This window comes from Sinorhizobium chiapasense (genome assembly GCF_036488675.1).
Lineage (GTDB): Bacteria > Pseudomonadota > Alphaproteobacteria > Rhizobiales > Rhizobiaceae > Sinorhizobium > Sinorhizobium chiapasense.
The window spans coordinates 198598-216076 of record NZ_CP133148.1; the positions used below are offsets into that span (position 1 = coordinate 198598).

13 protein-coding genes are annotated in these 17479 nt (G+C 61.5%); 3 read left to right on the plus strand and 10 right to left on the minus strand.

Annotated elements, in window-relative coordinates; genetic code table 11:
• Positions 1–38 precede the first annotated feature (38 nt).
• Positions 39–3545, minus strand: a complete 3507-nt coding sequence (locus RB548_RS00930) for a PAS domain-containing hybrid sensor histidine kinase/response regulator (protein WP_331373205.1) — start codon at positions 3543–3545, stop codon at positions 39–41.
• A 354-nt stretch (positions 3546–3899) separates the two neighbouring features.
• On the opposite strand from RB548_RS00930, the gene mscL reads away from it, so the two are divergent.
• Together mscL and RB548_RS00940 are read left to right on the plus strand one after the other, a co-directional pair.
• Entirely contained in the window at positions 3900–4325 is a 426-nt protein-coding gene (mscL, locus tag RB548_RS00935) for a large conductance mechanosensitive channel protein MscL (RefSeq protein ID WP_331373206.1), read from the plus strand.
• A 142-nt stretch (positions 4326–4467) separates the two neighbouring features.
• Positions 4468–5634, plus strand: a complete 1167-nt coding sequence (locus tag RB548_RS00940; protein ID WP_331373207.1) for a pyridoxal phosphate-dependent aminotransferase — start codon at positions 4468–4470, stop codon at positions 5632–5634.
• A gap of 64 nt (positions 5635–5698) precedes the next feature.
• On the opposite strand, the gene RB548_RS00945 is transcribed toward RB548_RS00940, so the two are convergent.
• On the minus strand, positions 5699–7039 hold the full coding sequence (locus RB548_RS00945; RefSeq protein ID WP_331373208.1) for a TadE/TadG family type IV pilus assembly protein: 1341 nt from the start codon (positions 7037–7039) through the stop codon (positions 5699–5701).
• A gap of 346 nt (positions 7040–7385) precedes the next feature.
• On the opposite strand from RB548_RS00945, the gene galE reads away from it, so the two are divergent.
• Positions 7386–8390 (plus strand): UDP-glucose 4-epimerase GalE, encoded by a 1005-nt coding sequence (gene galE / locus RB548_RS00950; protein WP_331373209.1) that lies wholly within the window; start codon positions 7386–7388, stop codon positions 8388–8390.
• 56 nt (positions 8391–8446) lie between these two features.
• Here the strand turns inward: galE and RB548_RS00955 are convergent, their stop codons facing one another.
• The 8 genes from RB548_RS00955 to RB548_RS00990 all read right to left on the minus strand — a co-directional run bounded on the left by RB548_RS00955 (position 8447) and on the right by RB548_RS00990 (position 17451).
• Complete coding sequence (locus RB548_RS00955; protein WP_331373210.1) at positions 8447–8752, minus strand: chorismate mutase family protein; 306 nt, start codon at positions 8750–8752, stop codon at positions 8447–8449.
• Between the two features lie 706 nt (positions 8753–9458).
• Positions 9459–10463: a cytochrome d ubiquinol oxidase subunit II gene (cydB, locus tag RB548_RS00960; RefSeq protein WP_331373211.1), complete on the minus strand. Its 1005-nt coding sequence runs from the start codon at positions 10461–10463 to the stop codon at positions 9459–9461.
• Positions 10453–11871: a cytochrome ubiquinol oxidase subunit I gene (locus RB548_RS00965; RefSeq protein ID WP_331373212.1), complete on the minus strand. Its 1419-nt coding sequence runs from the start codon at positions 11869–11871 to the stop codon at positions 10453–10455. Before RB548_RS00965 ends, cydB begins: the two co-directional genes overlap by 11 nt.
• A 185-nt stretch (positions 11872–12056) precedes the next feature.
• On the minus strand, positions 12057–13442 hold the full coding sequence (locus tag RB548_RS00970; RefSeq protein WP_331375040.1) for an ArnT family glycosyltransferase: 1386 nt from the start codon (positions 13440–13442) through the stop codon (positions 12057–12059).
• Positions 13443–13696: 254 nt separating this feature from the next.
• Positions 13697–14866 carry a M20 aminoacylase family protein gene (locus RB548_RS00975; RefSeq protein ID WP_331373213.1) on the minus strand — a complete coding sequence of 390 codons (1170 nt, stop codon included), beginning with the start codon at positions 14864–14866 and terminating at the stop codon, positions 13697–13699.
• A 1-nt stretch (position 14867) separates the two neighbouring features.
• Positions 14868–15806, minus strand: coding sequence for an ABC transporter permease (locus RB548_RS00980; protein ID WP_408642389.1), 939 nt, complete (start codon positions 15804–15806; stop codon positions 14868–14870).
• On the minus strand, positions 15803–16528 hold the full coding sequence (locus RB548_RS00985) for an ABC transporter permease (protein WP_331373214.1): 726 nt from the start codon (positions 16526–16528) through the stop codon (positions 15803–15805). Before RB548_RS00985 ends, RB548_RS00980 begins: the two co-directional genes overlap by 4 nt.
• Positions 16529–16668: 140 nt before the next feature.
• Complete coding sequence (locus RB548_RS00990) at positions 16669–17451, minus strand: transporter substrate-binding domain-containing protein (RefSeq protein WP_331373215.1); 783 nt, start codon at positions 17449–17451, stop codon at positions 16669–16671.
• Positions 17452–17479 lie beyond the last annotated feature (28 nt).

Below are 17479 nucleotides of genomic sequence, written 5' to 3' on the forward strand. Positions count from 1 at the left end.
GGGCGCTCGCTCGTTCTTTGAGACTACGCACTGCTTTGTTATTCCGCAGCCGCCTTCCCCGCAATAGAGAGCTGGGTCAACCATGCGCGCATGGCTGCCGGACGTACTGGCTTGTTTTGCAGGGCGACCCCGTCGCGTTCGGCGGAGCCGCGCACCTCCGGCGAGCGGTCGGCCGTCACCAGCAGGGCCGGAATGCTTTCCTCCCAAAGCGCGCGGATGCGGGCAATCGCTTCGATGCCGGTGCCGTCGCCGAGATGATAGTCGGCGATGATCGCATCGGGTCTCTTCGCCTGATGGCCGGGGCCCATTTCCGAACAGCCGGCAAGCGATTCCACCGTGGTGACGTTGCAGCCCCAACCTCCAAGCAGCAGTGCCATGCCGTCGAGAATCTTCGGCTCATTGTCGATGCAGATGACGCTCAGGCCGGTCAGCGCGTCATGCGTCTTCGCGGCCGCGACATCTCGCGGTTTGGCACGTTCGCTGACGCTTGCCTCGAGCGGCACCGTGACCTTGAAGCCCGTACCTTTGCCATGCTTCGACTGAAGGCTGACCGGGTGCGTGAGGACGCGCGAGATACGGTCGACGATCGAGAGGCCGAGCCCGAGCCCGGAGGCCGTCCGCGCCCCCTCGTCGAGGCGTGCGAACTCCTTGAAGACGGTGCGGAATTTCGAGGGGGGAATCCCGATACCGGAATCGAGCACCTCGATCGTCGCGGTCCGGCCGCGCCGGCGCACCCCGACAAGCACCTTGCCCGTCAGCGTGTACTTGATGGCGTTCGAGACGAGATTCTGGACGACCCGCCGCAGAAGGTTCGGATCGCTGCGCACGACGAGTGATGTCGGCATGACTGTGAGTTCGAGACCCTTTGCCCGCGCCATTGGGGCGAAATCCGTCTCGATGCGCCGGAGCAATTCGTTGAGCGGCACCGATTGCAGGCGTGGCTTCATCGCCCCGGTGTCGAGCCGGGAGATATCGAGCACCGCGCCGAGAATGGCTTCCACCGATTCCAGCGAGGAATCGATGTTCTGGACGAGCGTACTGTTATCGGAATCGCCGAGGCGCTCGACGAGCGACGAGGAGTAAAGGCGCGCCGCGTTCAATGGCTGCAGGATGTCGTGCCCGGCGGCGGCGAAGAAGCGGGTCTTGCCGATGTTGGCTTCCTCCGCTGCCGCCCGCGCTTCGGCGAGCTCCCGGTTGACGCGCGTCAGTTCTCCCGTCCGTTCGGTGACGCGCAGTTCCAGCGTCTCGTTGGCTTGTTTCAGAGCCATGTCGGCTGCGACGCGCTGCGTGATGTCGGTATAGGTGGTGACGATGCCCTTGTCCGGCATCGCATTGGTTCTGACTTCTATGATGCGTTCGCCATTGGCGAGTTCGAGCAGGAAGGGCTTGTCGAGCGTCAGGAAATTGGCGATCAGCGCCTTCTCCTGATCCTTGCGGATATCGCCGCGTCTCGTCAGGATCTCGACGATATCGGCGAGCGGGAAGCCGACCTGGCCGGCGGCTTCGGGCAGATCGAGCAAGTGCCTGAAGCGGCGGTTCCAGATGATCAGGTTGTTGGCATTGTCGAAGACGGCGATGCCCTGGTCCATCTGCGAGAGCGCCGTTTGCAACATGTCCTGGTTATATTGCAAGGCCTCGCTCGCCTGATCGAGCAACCAGGCCGTATCCGACGAGGCGTCGTCCATCCGCTGCAGCACGAGCGATAGCACGAGGCGGGCCGAAGATGAGCCGATGGCGCTGCCGAGCAATTGTTCGGAGAAATGAATGAGCGCCATGTCGGCCGACCCATTTTCGTCGAGCCAGCGTCCGGATTGCTGCTCATAAGTGTGGAACGAGCGCTGCATGCGTTCCTCGCCCATGTAGCGGGCGATCGTCGTCTTGAGGTCGCGCACGGTGACCTTGGTCTTGCGCCCGCGGAATGTTCCTTCCGTGCGCGAACGACGCGTGATGAACACGCCGGCCTGGAAGCGTTCCAGCGGCTTTGGTGTCCGGGTCAGCGACGCGAGCACGTAGGTCGTCATGTTGACGAAAAGGCTCAGCGCTGTGGCGTTGACCAGAGGATCGGCGTCCGGTCCCGAAAAGAGATCAGTGAACGGCAGAAGAAAGCTGAGGATGGTCGTCGCCACGTGTGAATTATCAGGCCCGCCGAGGCTTGGCAGGAACAGGAGATAGGCCCAGACGAGAAAGCCGCAGACCATTCCGGTGATCGCGCCGCGGGCATTGGCCTGCCGCCACACAAGACCGCCGAGAAGCGCGGGCGCCATCTGCGATACAGCGACGAAGGACAGCAGCCCAAGCGACGCGAGGCCTGCACTGATATCGGCCGAGCGATAATAGGCATAGCCGAGCAGAAGGACGACGAAGATCGCGGTCCGGCGAATGTTGAGCAGCGTCCCCGCCATGTCCTCCTGGAGTGCCCCACGCGAGCCGAGCCGCCGGCGCAGGAACACCGGCATGACGATGTCGTTGGAAATCATGATCGACAGCGCAACCGATGCGACGATGACCATGGCGGTTGCCGCGGAAAAGCCGCCGATGAACGTCGTCAGCGAAAGCAGCGGGACTTCGCCGGCAAGCGGCAGCTTCAGCAAGTAGAGGTCGGCGTCGCCGGAGCCCGAGAAGGTCAGAATGCCTGCGATGGCGATCGGCAGTACGAAGAGGTTGATTGCGATCAGATAAAGCGGAAAGAGAACACCCGCAGTGCGCAACTCGGTTTCGGTGCGGTTCTCGACCACGGTTACGTGGAATTGCCGCGGCAGCATGATGATAGCGAAGGCCGAAAGCGCGATCAGCAGGATCCACCGCGCCGGCGGCGTGCGGTATTCGAGGGCGGCGAGGACCGCAGGACTTTGCTGGGCTTGCGCCCACAGGTTCGCGGGGCCATCGAACAGGACGAAGACGACGTAGGCGCCGATCGTGAGCATCGCCACCAGCTTCACGAGCGATTCCATGGAGATCGCGAGGATCAGGCCGTCCTGGTGCTCGGTCGCATCCGTATGGCGCGTCCCGAAGACAATCGCGAAGCAGGCGAGGAAAAGTGTCACGAGCAGCGGCAGATCGATGAAAGTCTGCCCGGCACCGATGCCGTAGTCGCTCGTATTGATCATAGCGGCGACCGAACTCGAGACCGCCTTGAGCTGGAGGGCGATGTAAGGAATGGCTCCGACCAGTGAAATCAATGCGACGATTGCGGCGACGGCGGGGTTCTTGCCGTAGCGTGCCGCCATGAAATCGGCGACGGATGTCAGCCTTTCGGTCTTGGCGAGCTGGATGATGCGGCGGACCAGCGGCATGCCGAGCGTGAACATCAGGATCGGTCCGATGTAGATGCCGGTGAACTCGAGCCCGCGTTCGGCCGCCAGTCCCACGCCGCCGAAATAGGTCCAGGACGTGCAGTAGATTGCGAGGCTGAGCGCATAGACCAGCGGCCTGCCCTTGCTGGCAGCGCTGTTTCTCCTGGCTCGCCGGTCGCCATAGCTTGCGACTGCGAAGAGCAGCAGCAGATAGGCGAAGGCAGAGGCGAAAATTACAGAACCCGAAAGCATGCCTCACTCCTCAGCAAAGCAGCATAGGACAAGTCCAGCGGGTTGAGAATTGCCGGCCTATGCGTCTTAAGTCCAAGAAAGAAGCGGGCATTCCCTCGGCCGGGGAGGCAATCCCCGGAGATACTTGATGCGATTTGACCAAATGCAAAGAACGGTTCCCACTACGCGACCTTTGGTCTAGATTCCAAACCAGCGGTTGCCGCCACGGCATGTTTCCGTAATCGTAGGCGATTAAAGCCAAAAAACATGCCGCAGTTCAAAGTGCTACAGCGACCTTTGCGCGTCCGATAGACGCACGGCGCTGTGGGACAGACGCGGTTGCCGTTGTCAAACGGGGACTACACGGAGAGACGCATGCTGAACGAATTCAAGGAGTTTATTGCCCGCGGCAACGTCATGGATCTTGCGGTCGGCGTCATCATTGGCGCCGCCTTCAGTAAGATCGTCGACTCGGTCGTCAACGACCTCGCGATGCCGATCGTCGGCGCCATTACCGGCGGCGGCTTCGACTTCTCGAACTATTTCCTTCCGCTTTCCGCAAACGTCACCGCACCCGCGCTTGCGGCGGCGCGTCAGCAGGGCGCCGTGTTCGCCTATGGCAATTTCATCACCGTGCTCATCAATTTCCTGATTCTTGCCTGGGTCATCTTCCTGATGATCAAGGTCGTGAACCGGGTGCGCGCTTCGGTCGAAACGAAAAAGGAAGCGGCGCCTGCAGCCCCGCCGCAGGATATCGTGCTTCTTTCCGAGATTCGCGACCTGTTGAAACAGCGCGCCTGACAGCCTCCCGGGCGGCGATTGCGGCTTCCGGTTCACTCGGAAGCCGCGGAAAGATCACAAAAATCGATAAATCGGTCAGATAATGTCGCGTGATCGTCTGCGCAAAAGCGTCTAGAAGCGGCCGACAGCGCAGGAGCCCGCCATGACGATCATGAACAGCCTCAGCCCCCGTTCTCTTTCGGCCCCCGAAAGCGGCATCGTCGAGGTTGTGAACTACGCGCGTGGCCGGGAAGGCGTGATCCCGCTCTGGGTCGGCGAGGGGGATCTTGCCACGCCAGACTTCGTCAGCCGGGCCGCCGCTGCGGCGCTTGCGGCCGGTGAGACCTTCTACACCTGGCAGCGTGGCATCCCGCCGCTGCGCGAAGCGCTTGTGCGCTACTATCGGCGCCGGTTCCAGAAGACGCTGTCTCCGGAAAACTTTTACGTCACGGGATCGGGGATGCAGGCGATCAAGCTTGCAATCGAGGCCGTAACGTCGCCCGGCGACGAAATGGTGCTGCTGACGCCGGCCTGGCCGAATTTCGCTGCTGCCGCCGAGATTTCAGGAGCGCGGCCGGTTTCCGTGCCCCTGCGTTTCGAGCATGGCAAATGGCAGTTCGACTTCGAGCGGCTCGAGGCCGCGATTGGCGAGAAGACGCGGGCCCTGTTCATCAACACGCCGTCGAATCCGACTGGCTGGACCGCGACGCAGGATGATCTCAAAACCATTCTGACGCTCGCGCGCAAGCACGGTCTCTGGATCATCGCCGATGAGATCTATGCACTGTACTACTATGTCGGCGGACGGGCGCCGTCGTTCCTGGACATCATGGACGATGACGACCGAATCCTGTTCGTCAATTCCTTCTCCAAGAACTGGTCGATGACAGGGTGGCGCGTCGGCTGGATCGTTGCGCCGCCGGCGATGGGACAGGTGCTGGAAAACCTGATCCAGTATTCGACGTCCGGGGTTGCGCAATTCATGCAACGCGGCGCGGTTGTCGCCCTCGACGAGGGGGACACCTTTGTCGACGAGAACATCGCCAAGGCGGCGCTGAGCCGCGACCTGCTCTGCGACGCGCTGATCGCGACCAATCGCGTCGAAACCCTGAAGCCGGATGGCGCGCTCTATGCATTCCTGAAGATCGACGGCGTCACTGACTCACGGCAGGCGGCGCTCGACATCGTCGACAAGACCGGTGTCGGTTTGGCGCCCGGAACCGCCTTCGGCGAAGGCGGCTCGCTCTTCATGCGCGCCTGTTTTCTGCGTGATCCGGCGCAGGTGGCGGAGGCCGCTGAGCGCCTCAGCCGTTATATACTGAGCCGGTAGAGTTGTTCTCCCGGCTCGATCGAAGCAAGCCTCAAGTCGTCCCTCGCTGGAGCAACATCCCAATCTAGCGCACGAGCCTTATTGCACCCGGATAGTAGATGCCCTTGTCGGCAAGCTCCGTCGTGCAGTCCATCTTGAATTTGCTGTTGCCGGTCAGGGTGATTTCCTGAGCGATCAGCCGGATGCACTCGCCGCCCGTCGCGCCATTTCCCGAGTATTGCAGTTCCGCGACGTCCGGGAGATAGACGATACCGGTCAGCGATGACTGGCTGTTTCCGTTGATGATCGCGGTTTCGACGTTTCCATGCTCGGCGACGATCGAGAACCCGGCCCAGTCGCCTTCGAGTGACGGGGAAATATCGAACGTGGCGCTGCCGTTGATGCTGAGCTGGGCGCCATTCATGAGGAAGAAAGTGACGCCCTCGCCGGTTACGTTGGCTTGGCTGCCGAATTCCAGGCGCCCGCCGTCAATGATGTAATTGCCCGGCAGGAGATTTACGGCGCGCTTGATGTCCAGGGTTTGATAGGTTCCGGGCTTCAAGGTGACGACGTAGCCCTCGTTGTTGTTCTTGGGCGTCTTGCCGGTGCCGTTACAGTCACCGCTGCCGCCGCCGCCGCTGATGAAATCCTGCCCGCAGCCGGAAAGGTCGACCCACGCCGATGTCTTCGGCAGCACCTTGTTCTTGAACGGGTCGGCGACGCGCGACGCGCCTTCCATCGCCTTGTCGCAAGCAAGTTCGACCGATAGCGGCGCACTGTAAATGGCGCCGGCGGCGTAAAGACATTCCGCCTTGAGTTTACCTGTGCCGCCGACATAGATCGATTGGCCGTGGTTGGAATTCGAGATGACGGTGCATCCGGTCAGGTCGACCGCTGCGCTACCGCTGACATCGAATGCCCGATCGGCCGTGTGATGCAGCGCCAGAATGCAGGCTTCCGCGCTGGCGGCCCGCGCAGCCACGGCCTGGCGCCGGATTTCGAGCGGCAGGCGCTCCAGGAAAATCGGCTTGTAGTCGAAGCTGAATTCCGCTGCGGCGACGTCTTCGGTTGTGCTGCGCGTGAACGCGACGGACAATGCGCCTTGCGTCGGCGTGTCCGCGAGGCTGGCTCCCTCGACGATGACGTTTTCTTGCGGCAGCGCGTAGTTGCTCCAGAAGAATTTCTTCGCTGTTTCGGAGGCTTCGCTCTCATCCGCGCCTTCGCCGTAGGCTCGCACTGAACCGAGCGCGGCGGCGTCCAGCGCCGCCTGAAGTTTCTCGGCCTCGAGATAGGCACCGACGAAATCGAGCGTCAGGCCGACGGCGGCGATGATGGGTACGACCGCGATTGCTCCAAGGACGGCGAAATTGCCGTTTTTGTCGCGGGCCAGTCGTTTCAGTTGGGCATGGAGCTTCGCACGTCTCATTCGTGGTTCCCCCTGGAAGGCCAATATTTTGAAAGGCTAATACATGCCCGCTTCAGAAACCGTTATTGAGCGTCCGTGTATTTTAATAAAATTTAATATTTGAGGATTTCAGGTGAGAAGGGCGTCCATGGCCGGTCGTCACGCCCGGTCATGCGGGACGGAAGAGGTACGCATTCGGTACAGATGCGGCGTCATCCATAAAACTCTCGATAATCGGCAGATCGGTGCTTAACCACAGCCACGAGAATATAGCGCGAGGGTCGCTCGGGGCGCCCGGAGTTTACCAATTCAGAAAGCTCAGCTCGTCTTTCCTGTCTCCATCTTTCAGCGGGTGGAAAATCGGGCAATGGCGATATTGGTAACGGGTGGAGCGGGTTACATCGGCAGCCACATGGTGTGGTCGCTGCTTGATGCGGGCGAGTCCGTCGTGGTGGTCGACAGGTTGTCCACAGGTTTCCGCTGGGCGGTCGCCCCGGAAGCAAAGTTCTATTTCGGGGACGTCGGCAACCGGACGCTGCTTGGCAGGATCTTTACGGAAAACGAGATCGATGCGGTCATCCATTTCGCGGGATCGGCGGTGGTGCCGGAATCCGTCGCCGACCCGCTTGCCTATTATGAAAACAATACGGCCAACACGGGCACTTTGATCGCCGCAACGATCGCGGCCGGTATTCGCCACTTCGTCTTCTCGTCAACCGCGGCGGTTTACGGTACGCAGGATACCGCCGATCCGGTCAAGGAAACGGCCACGTTGCGTCCGGAGAGTCCCTATGGCCGCTCGAAGCTGATGTCGGAAGTCATGCTGGAGGATGCCGCGGCCGCTCACGATTTTCGTTATGTGGTGCTGCGCTATTTCAATGTCGCCGGGGCGGATCCGCTCGGTCGCGCCGGGCAATCGACGGCCGGTGCCACTCACCTCATCAAGGTCGCATGCGAAGCCGCTCTCGGCACACGCCGCAAGGTCGACGTCTACGGAACCGACTATCCGACCGCCGACGGCACCGGCATTCGGGACTATATCCACGTTGCCGACCTGGTTACGGCACACAAGGACGCGCTCAGCTATCTGAGAGGCGGCGGTGAACCGCTTACGAGCAATTGCGGTTATGGCAAAGGCTTTTCGGTGCTCCAGGTTCTCGACACGGTGCGGCGGGTTTCGGGGCGTGCTTTCCGCATAGATTATGCAGCGCGGCGTCCGGGCGACGCTGCGCAGGTCGTCGCGGACTCCTCGCTTGCGCGGCTGAAACTCGACTGGGTGCCGACCCATGCAAGCCTCGAAGACATCGTCCGGAGCGCCTTCGACTGGGAGGGGTATCTCAGCCGCAAGAACAGCTACGACAAGGCGGGCTGAAGGACAGGGTCAGGAGGACCGGTTTCAAGAGTGAGAAAGCCGGTGAGAAAGCGGGCCTACTCGTCGGCCTCGCCGAGCAGCCGGCGTTCGTGCGCAATGGCATGATCGATCAGCTGGGCCCAGATGCCCTCGTAGAAATCGGGATCGAGGCCGAGTTCGCTCGCGCGCCTGCGCGCATTTTCCCGCACTTCGGCCACGCGTGCCGGGATATCGGCTTTCAATTTGAGCGGGCGCTTTATTTCGGCCGCGCGATCGATGTAGCTCCAGCGCTCCGCGAGCAACGTCATCAGGGCGCGGTCGAGCCGATCGATCTCGACACGCACATCCGCCATTGTCGTGCATTCTGCGGGGGTCTTCTGCATCGCTCGTCCAACTCCTGCAGGGCGGAAGCCGCCCTACTGCATATTTCCTTAGATCGAAGCTGATCCAACGATCAAAACACGCAGCAATTCAAAGTGCCACTGCGTCCTTTACGCATCAGATAAGACGCGCGGCGCTGTAGGATTCGTCGCGGCCGAACTGCTAGCAAAGGTAAGCGTGGCTGAGAAGAGGCAAAACGGCCGCAGCGACTTGGCGGGATGAGGAAAAGTGTGTGTGGTTTTCCGCCCGCATCCCGCTCTTACTTATTAGAATCGATCACGTTTATGATTTGGGTCGATTTGACCCAAAATCATCGTGATCTACAGCGCCGCGCGTCTTATCGGACGCGCAAAGGTCGCCGTAGCACTTTGAACTGCTGCATGTCCTTAAATCGAGGTCGATTTAAGGACATGCAGTAGGCACCGCAGCTTCTGGAGTGGTCACCTCGGCGGGTGATCGCCGGAGAGGAGGGTGCGGTCCTGTCTCCGCCGACGATCGCCCGCCGATGTGTATGAAGACATTAGGTCATCAAACTGGAGCGAGGCTTTTTTCGCTGGCTGCAGCGCCGCGCGCCTCATCAGGCGCGCAAAGGACGCTAAGTGCCCAACACCAGTTTGATCGCGAGGCCGACGAGGCTGACTGCAGCCACCCCGGCAAGCCAGAGCGCGACAAACCAGAGAAGTTTCCGGCCCGTGCCACCCGCCCGCATCAATGGTAGCCCTCCTCCGGATCGACCTTGCCGCGGAAGACCCAATAGGCATAGCCGGTATAGGCGAGAATGATCGGGACGAGTACGAGGGCTCCGGCAAGCAGGAAGGCAAGGCTTTCCTCCGGCGCGGCCGCTTCCCAGATGGTGAGTGACGGCGGCACCATATAGGGATAGAAACTGATGCCGATGCCGATGTAGCCGAGGACGAAAAGGCCGAGGGCCGCCACGAATGGCTGCGCGTCATGCCGGTCGCGAATGCCCGTGATGAGAAGATAAAGGCAACCAAGGACGAGCAATGGAACGATGACGCTGAAGATCGCTGTGGGCCAGCCGAACCAGCGTTGTAGATAGACCGGCTCGAGAAACGGCGTCCAGAGGCTGACGACACCCATCGCCCCGACGGTCGCGAAGCAGCATTTGAGTGCAATTGCGCGTGCCCGCTCGGCGAGATCGCCATGAGTTTTCATGACGAGCCACGTGGCGCCGAGCAAGGCATAGCCGACGACGATCGCGATGCCGGTCACGATGGAAAAAGGCGTCAGCCAGTCCCACCAACTGCCGGCATAGGCGCGGTCTTCGACTGGTATGCCCTGGACAAGCGCGCCGAGTGCGATCCCCTGCGCAAAGGCGGCCAGCATCGAGCCGCCGGCAAAGGCCCAGTTCCACAGAAATTCGGCGCGCTTGGTGCGCCAGCGATATTCGAACGCGACACCCCGGAAAATGAGTCCGATCAGCATGGCGATGATCGGTGCATAGAGCGCCGGCAGGACCGTCGCATAGGCAAGCGGAAATACGGCCATCAGGCCGCCGCCGCCGAGCACGAGCCAGGTTTCATTGCCGTCCCAGACGGGAGCAATCGAGTTCATCATCACGTCGCGATCGTGCTTCTCGGGGAAAAGCGGGAAGAGGATACCGACGCCAAGGTCGAAGCCGTCGAGAACGACATAGGCCAGAACGGCAAAGGCAATGATGGCGGCCCAGATCAGTGGCAGATCAAAGTCCATGATGCGCTCCATGAGATTTGGCGCTCGCCGGGCCGTGTGCGGCGGCACCGGCCGTGCGGATCGGTCCCTCGTCCAGTTCCGGCATGGTGTCGCGCGGCAGCCGCGCCATAAGCCGCAGGATGTAGAAGGTTCCCGCGCCAAAGACGAAGAAGTAGACGATGATGAATGCCAGAAGCGAGGCGGAAACGGCGGGAGCTTCGATCGGCGCGATCGAGTTGGCCGTCAGCAGGTGGCCGTAGACCGTGAAAGGCTGGCGACCCACTTCCGTGGTTACCCACCCGGCCAGAACCGCTACGAAGCCGGCAGGACCCATCAGCACGGCGGCGCGGTGGAGCCAGGGATCGGTGTCGAGCGTACCGCGGTAGCGACACCAGAGCGACCACAGCCCGATGCCGAGCATGGCGAGGCCGATGCCGACCATGATGCGGAACGACCAGAAAATCACACCGACCGGCGGATGCAATTCGTCGGGGATCGTGTCCAGTCCGGCAAGCGGCGCATTGAGATCGTGTTTCAGGATGAGGCTCCCGAGTCTCGGCACCTCGATCGCGTAATCGATGCGTTTCTCGGCCGAATTGGGGATGCCGAAGAGCACCAGCGGAGCGCCGTCGGGGTGGCTTTCGAAATGGCCCTCCATCCCCATCACCTTGGCAGGTTGGTGTTCGAGCGTGTTGAGCCCGTGCTGGTCGCCGGCGAAGATCTGGATCGGCGCGACGATCGCCGCCATCCACATCGCCATCGAGAACATGGTGCGGGCCCGGCGTGGTGCTGTCTGGCGCAAGAGATGCCAGGCGCCGCAGGCGCCAACGACGAACGCCGTCGTCAGATAGGCGGCAAGCACCATGTGGACGAGGCGGTATGGGAAGGATGGGTTGAAGATGATCGCCCACCAATCAACCGGCACGAACTGACCGGCTTCGTTCATCGCAAACCCCGCCGGGGTCTGCATCCAGGAGTTGGCAGACAGGATCCAGGTGGCCGAGATCAGTGTGCCGATCGCCACCATGGCGGTTGCGAAGAAATGCAGTCTCGGACCCACACGGTTCAGGCCGAAGAGCATGACGCCGAGAAAGCCGGCTTCCAGGAAGAACGCGGTGAGTACCTCGTATCCCATCAGCGGGCCGATGATCGGGCCGGCCTTGTCGGCAAACACGCTCCAGTTGGTGCCGAACTGATAGGACATGACGATGCCCGAGACGACGCCCATGCCGAAGGTGACAGCGAATATCGTCTTCCAGAAATTGAAGAGCTCCAGGTAGACCTCGTCCTTCTTCCACAGCCAAAGGGCTTCAAGGACGGCGAGGTAGCTGGCAAGCCCGATGGAGAAGGCTGGAAAGATGATGTGGAACGAGACGGTGAAGGCAAACTGCATGCGGGCGAGCATGGTTGCATCGAAGGATTCGAACACGACGTGATCCTCTTGGGCATTGCCGAAAAGCCGGGCGCCCGCCTGTCAGCTGGAGCCGTCATTTCATCGCGTGATTGAATCTGAAGCAAAACTGCCAAACGTCAATGACGGGCGAATCGCCACGTTGTCACACTGCGGCAATCTTTCGCCTGCGGCATTTCGCGTGGACCCTGGGGTGTCACCCGTCACCGAGCAGAGAGCACGACCATCCTCTTGCCGCGATAGGGATGGTCCATGACGGCCTGGTAGCCGGTGACGTCCTTCGCGTCGCGGCATATGACGATTGCGCGCCCATCGGGATGGTCGACAAACCATTGCGCAAGCCGGCGCGGAGCGACATCGTCAACGGGTTTCTGAAGGCGCGCCAGGAAGCCAAGCTCCGCATGATAGTTGGTGACGAAAGCCCAGTCCTTGTCGCGATTGGCACGCACATAGGCGGCCACCGGCTCCAGATCGTAGCGCTTGAGGATCGTCGCCGATGCGATGGCCTGGCCGGCGACGATGGCGAGAACCATGACGGCCAGGCTCTGCGCCAGTTGGCGGGTCGGGACCTCCTTCAGGCAAAGAGCCGCAGCAAGAACGACAGCTGGCACGAGCGGTATCAGATAATGCGGCTGCTTCTCGCTGATGAGGGAGAAAGACAGGAAGGTGGGCACGGCCCAGCAAATGAGGAACCGGGTTCCTTCCATCTTCCACAAGCCTTCGCGCAGCACCGCGGCGCCCTTCCAGAAGCGGGGGAAGAAGACCCACGGGATAAGCGCTGCGGGCAGGAAAGGCAGATAGAAGTAGAAGGGTTGCACGTGGGCGTCGAACGTTCCGGTCGCGCGACCAACCGTCTGCACCCAGAGCAGCGCATAGGCAAACTTGCCGTCGGCCTGCCGCAGCACCGGGATGAGCCAGCAGAGAACGATGACGGCCGCCACACCCAAAGCTGCAAGACTTCCGAGGTACCACCTCACCGGCTGCCTTAAGCCGCTGGCCCAGAGCGGCGCCAACAAGATCGGGAACAGTACGTGGAGGAGGGCCACCGGTCCCCTGGCGAGAATCCCCAGTCCCAGGGATACGCCGATAAGAACCACGGAACGCCAATCCCGCTGGCGGGCATAGAGGACCGTGCCGATGAGGGACAGCAAGACAAAAACGGTCAATGTGAAATCGAAGTAGATGAGGGTGCTGTAGACGAGAAACGGCACGCTCGCGACCATGATCATGGCCGTGCGATCACCCTGGTTGTGAAAGCCGGGAAACAGCAAGCGGCCGAGAGCGACCGTGAGGTATACGCTCGCCAGGGACGAAAGCACGACCGGAAGCATAGCCGCCCAGCGAGAGACCCCGAAGATCGACCATGAGGCGTTGATGAGCCAGAACAGGAGGGGGAGCTTGTGGTGATAGGCTACGAAGTTCATCGTCGGCGGCGCGAGCCAGTCCTGGCGCAAGTACATCTCCCAGGCGATGCTGGTGTAGCGCGTCTCGTCGATGGGCAGGAGTGGCCTGAAGGAGATCGCTGCCAGCAACAGGACAAAAACGACGACGGGCAGCCAAACGAGCCTGGTCCGTGTGAGAAGGGCCATATGCACGCAGTGAAATTCCGCTGATGTTGTTGCTCTCGCCAACATGAACGGGGAACCTGTCTGGTCGCTGTCAAACACACAAACTACTCGAAACAGGACGTGCCGCATGAATCCGTTTTCATGCATGCGCTTCAGATCACGATGAATCTAGGTCGAATCGGCCTAAATTCATCATGATCAGTCACAATTGGTTGAGACGCGGGATGCGGGCGGAAACCGCGCACACTTTTCCTCATCCCGCTCTACTGCGCCGGTTAGAGCCGGGTGAGATAGGTCTCGGCGAGCTCGGTCCAGAAGGCGGCGCCGATCGGCAGGAGATCGTCGTTGAAGTTGTAGCCGGGATGGTGGAGCGGCTTCTCGTCGCCCGTCGCTTTGGTTCCGAGGAAGAAATAGCTGCCGGGCCGCTCTTTCAGCATATAGGCGAAGTCTTCGCTGCCCATGAAGGGGCGAGCAAGATCAATGACCTTGTCGGTGCCGGCGAAGCGGATTGCGAGGTCGCGCACGAAATCGGTCTCGGCCTTGTGGTTGATCGTCGCGTCGTAACTCCGCTGGTAATCGACGGTGGCACGCATGCCGAAGCTTGCCGCCTGCGCTTCCGCGATCATGCGGATACGGCGTTCCAGTTCGTCGCGAACGGCGGGATCGAAGGAGCGAATACCGACGACGATCTCAGCCCGTTCCGGGATTATGTTGCTCGCGGAGCCGGCGTGAAAGGCGCCGACCGTGACGACGGTCGGGTCCATGGGGTGGATGTTGCGCGACACGACAGACTGCAGTGCCATGACGATGCTCGCGCCGCAGACGATCGGATCGGCGGTCTCCTGCGGTTCGGCGCCGTGACCGCCGCGGCCATGAACGGTGATCCGCGCCTCGTCCACAGCCGCCATGATCGGGCCTTCACGCAAGGCGAACTGGCCGAAGGGGAGGTTCGGTTCATTGTGGAGCGCGAACACGGCATCGCAGGGAAACCTGTCGAACAGGCCGTCATCGATCATGATTTTCGCGCCGCCGAAATTCTCCTCGGCCGGCTGGAAGATGAGATGGATCGTGCCGTCGAAATTCCTCCGTTCGGCGAGCTTGCGAGCCGCGCCGAGCAGCATCGCCGTATGGCCGTCATGTCCGCAGGCATGCATCAACCCGGGCGTCTTGCTGGCATAGTCGAGACCGGTTTCCTCGTGGATCGGCAGGGCATCGATATCGGCACGGATGCCGATCGAGCGTGACCCGGTGCCGTTCCTGAGCGTGCCGACGACACCGGTCTTTGCAAGTCCCGTTGTTACCGTGTAGCCGAGTGTATCGAGGTGCCGGGCAATGAAGGCGGAGGTTCGCGTTTCCTCGAGACCCAATTCCGGGTGCGCATGCAGGTCGCGGCGGATGGAGACCAGCTCCGGCATGGCGTTGTCGATGGCGCTGGAGAGCTTCATGTCAGGCACCACGTGTCGGTATGCGGTTTTCGAAATAGCGGAAGGCGACCACCAGAATGCCCGTAAGGCACAGATAGATCAGAGCAAGCAGCAGCAGCGGTTCGTAGGTGAGATAGGTTTCCTGCCGCACCTTCGAGATGACCGCGTAGACATCGACGACGGTGATCGTCGCAACCAGGGGCGTCGACTTGAGCTGCAACACCGTCTCTCCGTTGAGCGTCGGGAGCGCGCGGTGGATCGCACGCGGCAGCCAGATCCGCCGGAACGTCGTCCAGCGGCCCATGCCGTAGGCCCGCGCCGCTTCCAACTCGCCCGCCGGCACACCGGCAAAGGTGCCGCGCATCACTTCGCCCTCGTAGGCGGCAAAGGAGATGGTGAGCGCCGCAACGCCGTAGGGCCAGGCTTCGCGCAGATAAGGCCAGAGAAACGAGTGGCGGATCGCCGGAAATTGCGGAAACAGCGAGCCGAGCCCGTAATAGAGCAGCCACAGCTGCAGGAGCAGCGGCGTCCCGCGAATGACCGTGCAGAAGATCTTGGCAAAGCCTTTGAGATACCAGGGCCCGGTGACCTGGACGAGACCCAGCGGCACGGCGAAAAGAAAACCGAGGATCGACGTGCCGAACAGCATCGCGATGCTGACAAGGATGCCCCAGCCGAGCCTCGGCAGGTAGCGCGGCAGCCAGTCCCAGCGCATGAGGACGGCGACGGCGACAATGAGTGCGGCGGCGAAGAGCATGAGAACGATGCGGTGAGGCTTGAAGAAGTTCTCGCCCTTGGGCAGGTCCTCGGGGGTGAAAGCTGGAGCGGGATGAGGAAAAGTGTGAAGCGGTTTTCCGCCGGCATCCCGCTCCAACTTATTAGAGTCGACCACCTCAATGCTTTTGGGTTGATTCAACCCAAAAGCATTGTGATCGAGAGCGTGGGTCGTTTCGTTGGTCATCGCTGCTCCACGAAACCGCGCCTGGCATGCCTTTCCAATGCGCCGATGAAGACGTTGGAAACGAGCGTCAGCGCAAGATAGAGCGCGCCGGCCGCGCAGAAGAAAAGCAGATAGGCCTTGGTTGCGCCGGCCGCCTGGCGGGTCACCAGCGTCAGTTCGCTGAAACCGACGACGGCGAGCAGGGCGGTATCCTTGGTGGCGATCAGCCAGAGATTGGCAAGGCCGGGTATGGCATAGGGCAGCATCGCGGGGAGGGTGACACGACGCAGGACCTTTCCGGGCGACATGCCATAGGCGCGCGCCGCCTCGATCTGCCCGGCGGGTACGGCCTTGATCGCGCCGCGCAGCACTTCCGTCGAATAGGCCCCCTGGACCACGCCAATGACGAAGATACCAGCCATCAGGCCGCTGATGTCGACAGTCCCGAAGCCGATAGCGCCGAGAAGCTGGTTCAAGAGGTCAGTACCGGCATAGTAGAGGAGGAGGATGAGGACGAGTTCGGGCACGGCCCGGACGATGGTGGTGTAGCATTCGAGAAGATCGCGCGTAACCGGCCCGCCATAGAGCTTGCCGAAGGCGCCGCCGACGCCGAGCAGCAGACCGAGCGCGTAACCGCCGACCGCGATCTGGATCGAATGGAGAAAGCCTTGCAGCAATACGCCGCCCCAGCCGGGCGCCGAGAGCGAGAGCAGGCTCCAGTTGATGATGGAATCCGCAGCCATGGCGACTTCATGCTCCTTCTGCATATTCCCCAGCTCGGAACCGAACTGGGGAGATGCAGCAACTCAAGGTGCTACAGCGTCCGTTGCGCGTTTGATAAGACGCACGGCGCTGCAGGACTGCCGGCCGCCGGCCGGGGCGCTTAGCCGCCATAGATGTCGAAGTCGAAATACGTCTTCGAGAAGGTATCGTAGGTACCGTTCTCGCGGATCGCCTTGATCGCCGCGTTGATCTTGTCCTTGAGCTCGGCTTCGCCCTTGCGCAGGCCGACACCGACGCCGGGGCCGAGGACGGCGAGATCCTGGGCGACATCACCCTTGTAGTCGCAGCATTCCTTGCCCTGGTCGCTCTTCAGGAAGGCGTCGAGTGCGATCGCATCCGCCTGCACCGCGTCGACGCGGCCGGCGGCCAGATCCTGGTTTGCTTCGTCCTGCGTCTGATATTCTTTGACCTCCACGCCGGCCGGCGTGAAGTGCTTGGTCGCATAGGCCTGATGCACAGTCGAAACCTGCACGCCAAGCGTCTTGCCCGAAAGGCCTTCTGGCGTCGGCTTGATGTCCTCGCCCTTGGTGCCGATGATGCCGGTCGGCGTGTTGTAGTACTTGTCGGAAAAATCGATGGTTTTCAGGCGCTCTTCCGTGATCGACATCGAACCGATGATCATGTCGATCTTCTTGGAAGTCAGCGCCGGGATGATGCCGTCCCAGGCGACCGGCGTGATGACGCAATCGAGTTTCGCCTCGGCGCAGATCGCTTTCATGAACTCGACTTCCCAACCTTCCCAATTGCCGTTGGCGTCAGGGGACGTGAAGGGCGGATAGGGCTCGGCGGCAAAGCCGACCTTGACCGTTTCCGCCTGCGCGGCGACAGCGCCGCTGATCGACAATGCGGCCGCGACCGCCAGGAGTTTCAATGTCTTCTTCATGCTGTTCCCTTTTTTGGTTGTTGAGCAT

Bases quoted from the DNA above. Each gene is read 5' to 3' on its own strand.
- RB548_RS00930 (WP_331373205.1), bottom strand. From the start codon at position 3,545: ATGCTTTCGGGTTCTGTAATTTTCGCCTCTGCCTTCGCCTATCTGCTG.
- mscL (WP_331373206.1), top strand. From the start codon at position 3,900: ATGCTGAACGAATTCAAGGAGTTTATTGCCCGCGGCAACGTCATGGAT.
- RB548_RS00940 (WP_331373207.1), top strand. From the start codon at position 4,468: ATGACGATCATGAACAGCCTCAGCCCCCGTTCTCTTTCGGCCCCCGAA.
- RB548_RS00945 (WP_331373208.1), bottom strand. From the start codon at position 7,039: ATGAGACGTGCGAAGCTCCATGCCCAACTGAAACGACTGGCCCGCGAC.
- galE (WP_331373209.1), top strand. From the start codon at position 7,386: ATGGCGATATTGGTAACGGGTGGAGCGGGTTACATCGGCAGCCACATG.
- RB548_RS00955 (WP_331373210.1), bottom strand. From the start codon at position 8,752: ATGCAGAAGACCCCCGCAGAATGCACGACAATGGCGGATGTGCGTGTC.
- cydB (WP_331373211.1), bottom strand. From the start codon at position 10,463: ATGGACTTTGATCTGCCACTGATCTGGGCCGCCATCATTGCCTTTGCC.
- RB548_RS00970 (WP_331375040.1), bottom strand. From the start codon at position 13,442: ATGGCCCTTCTCACACGGACCAGGCTCGTTTGGCTGCCCGTCGTCGTT.
- RB548_RS00975 (WP_331373213.1), bottom strand. From the start codon at position 14,866: ATGAAGCTCTCCAGCGCCATCGACAACGCCATGCCGGAGCTGGTCTCC.
- RB548_RS00980 (WP_408642389.1), bottom strand. From the start codon at position 15,806: ATGACCAACGAAACGACCCACGCTCTCGATCACAATGCTTTTGGGTTG.
- RB548_RS00985 (WP_331373214.1), bottom strand. From the start codon at position 16,528: ATGGCTGCGGATTCCATCATCAACTGGAGCCTGCTCTCGCTCTCGGCG.
- RB548_RS00990 (WP_331373215.1), bottom strand. From the start codon at position 17,451: ATGAAGAAGACATTGAAACTCCTGGCGGTCGCGGCCGCATTGTCGATC.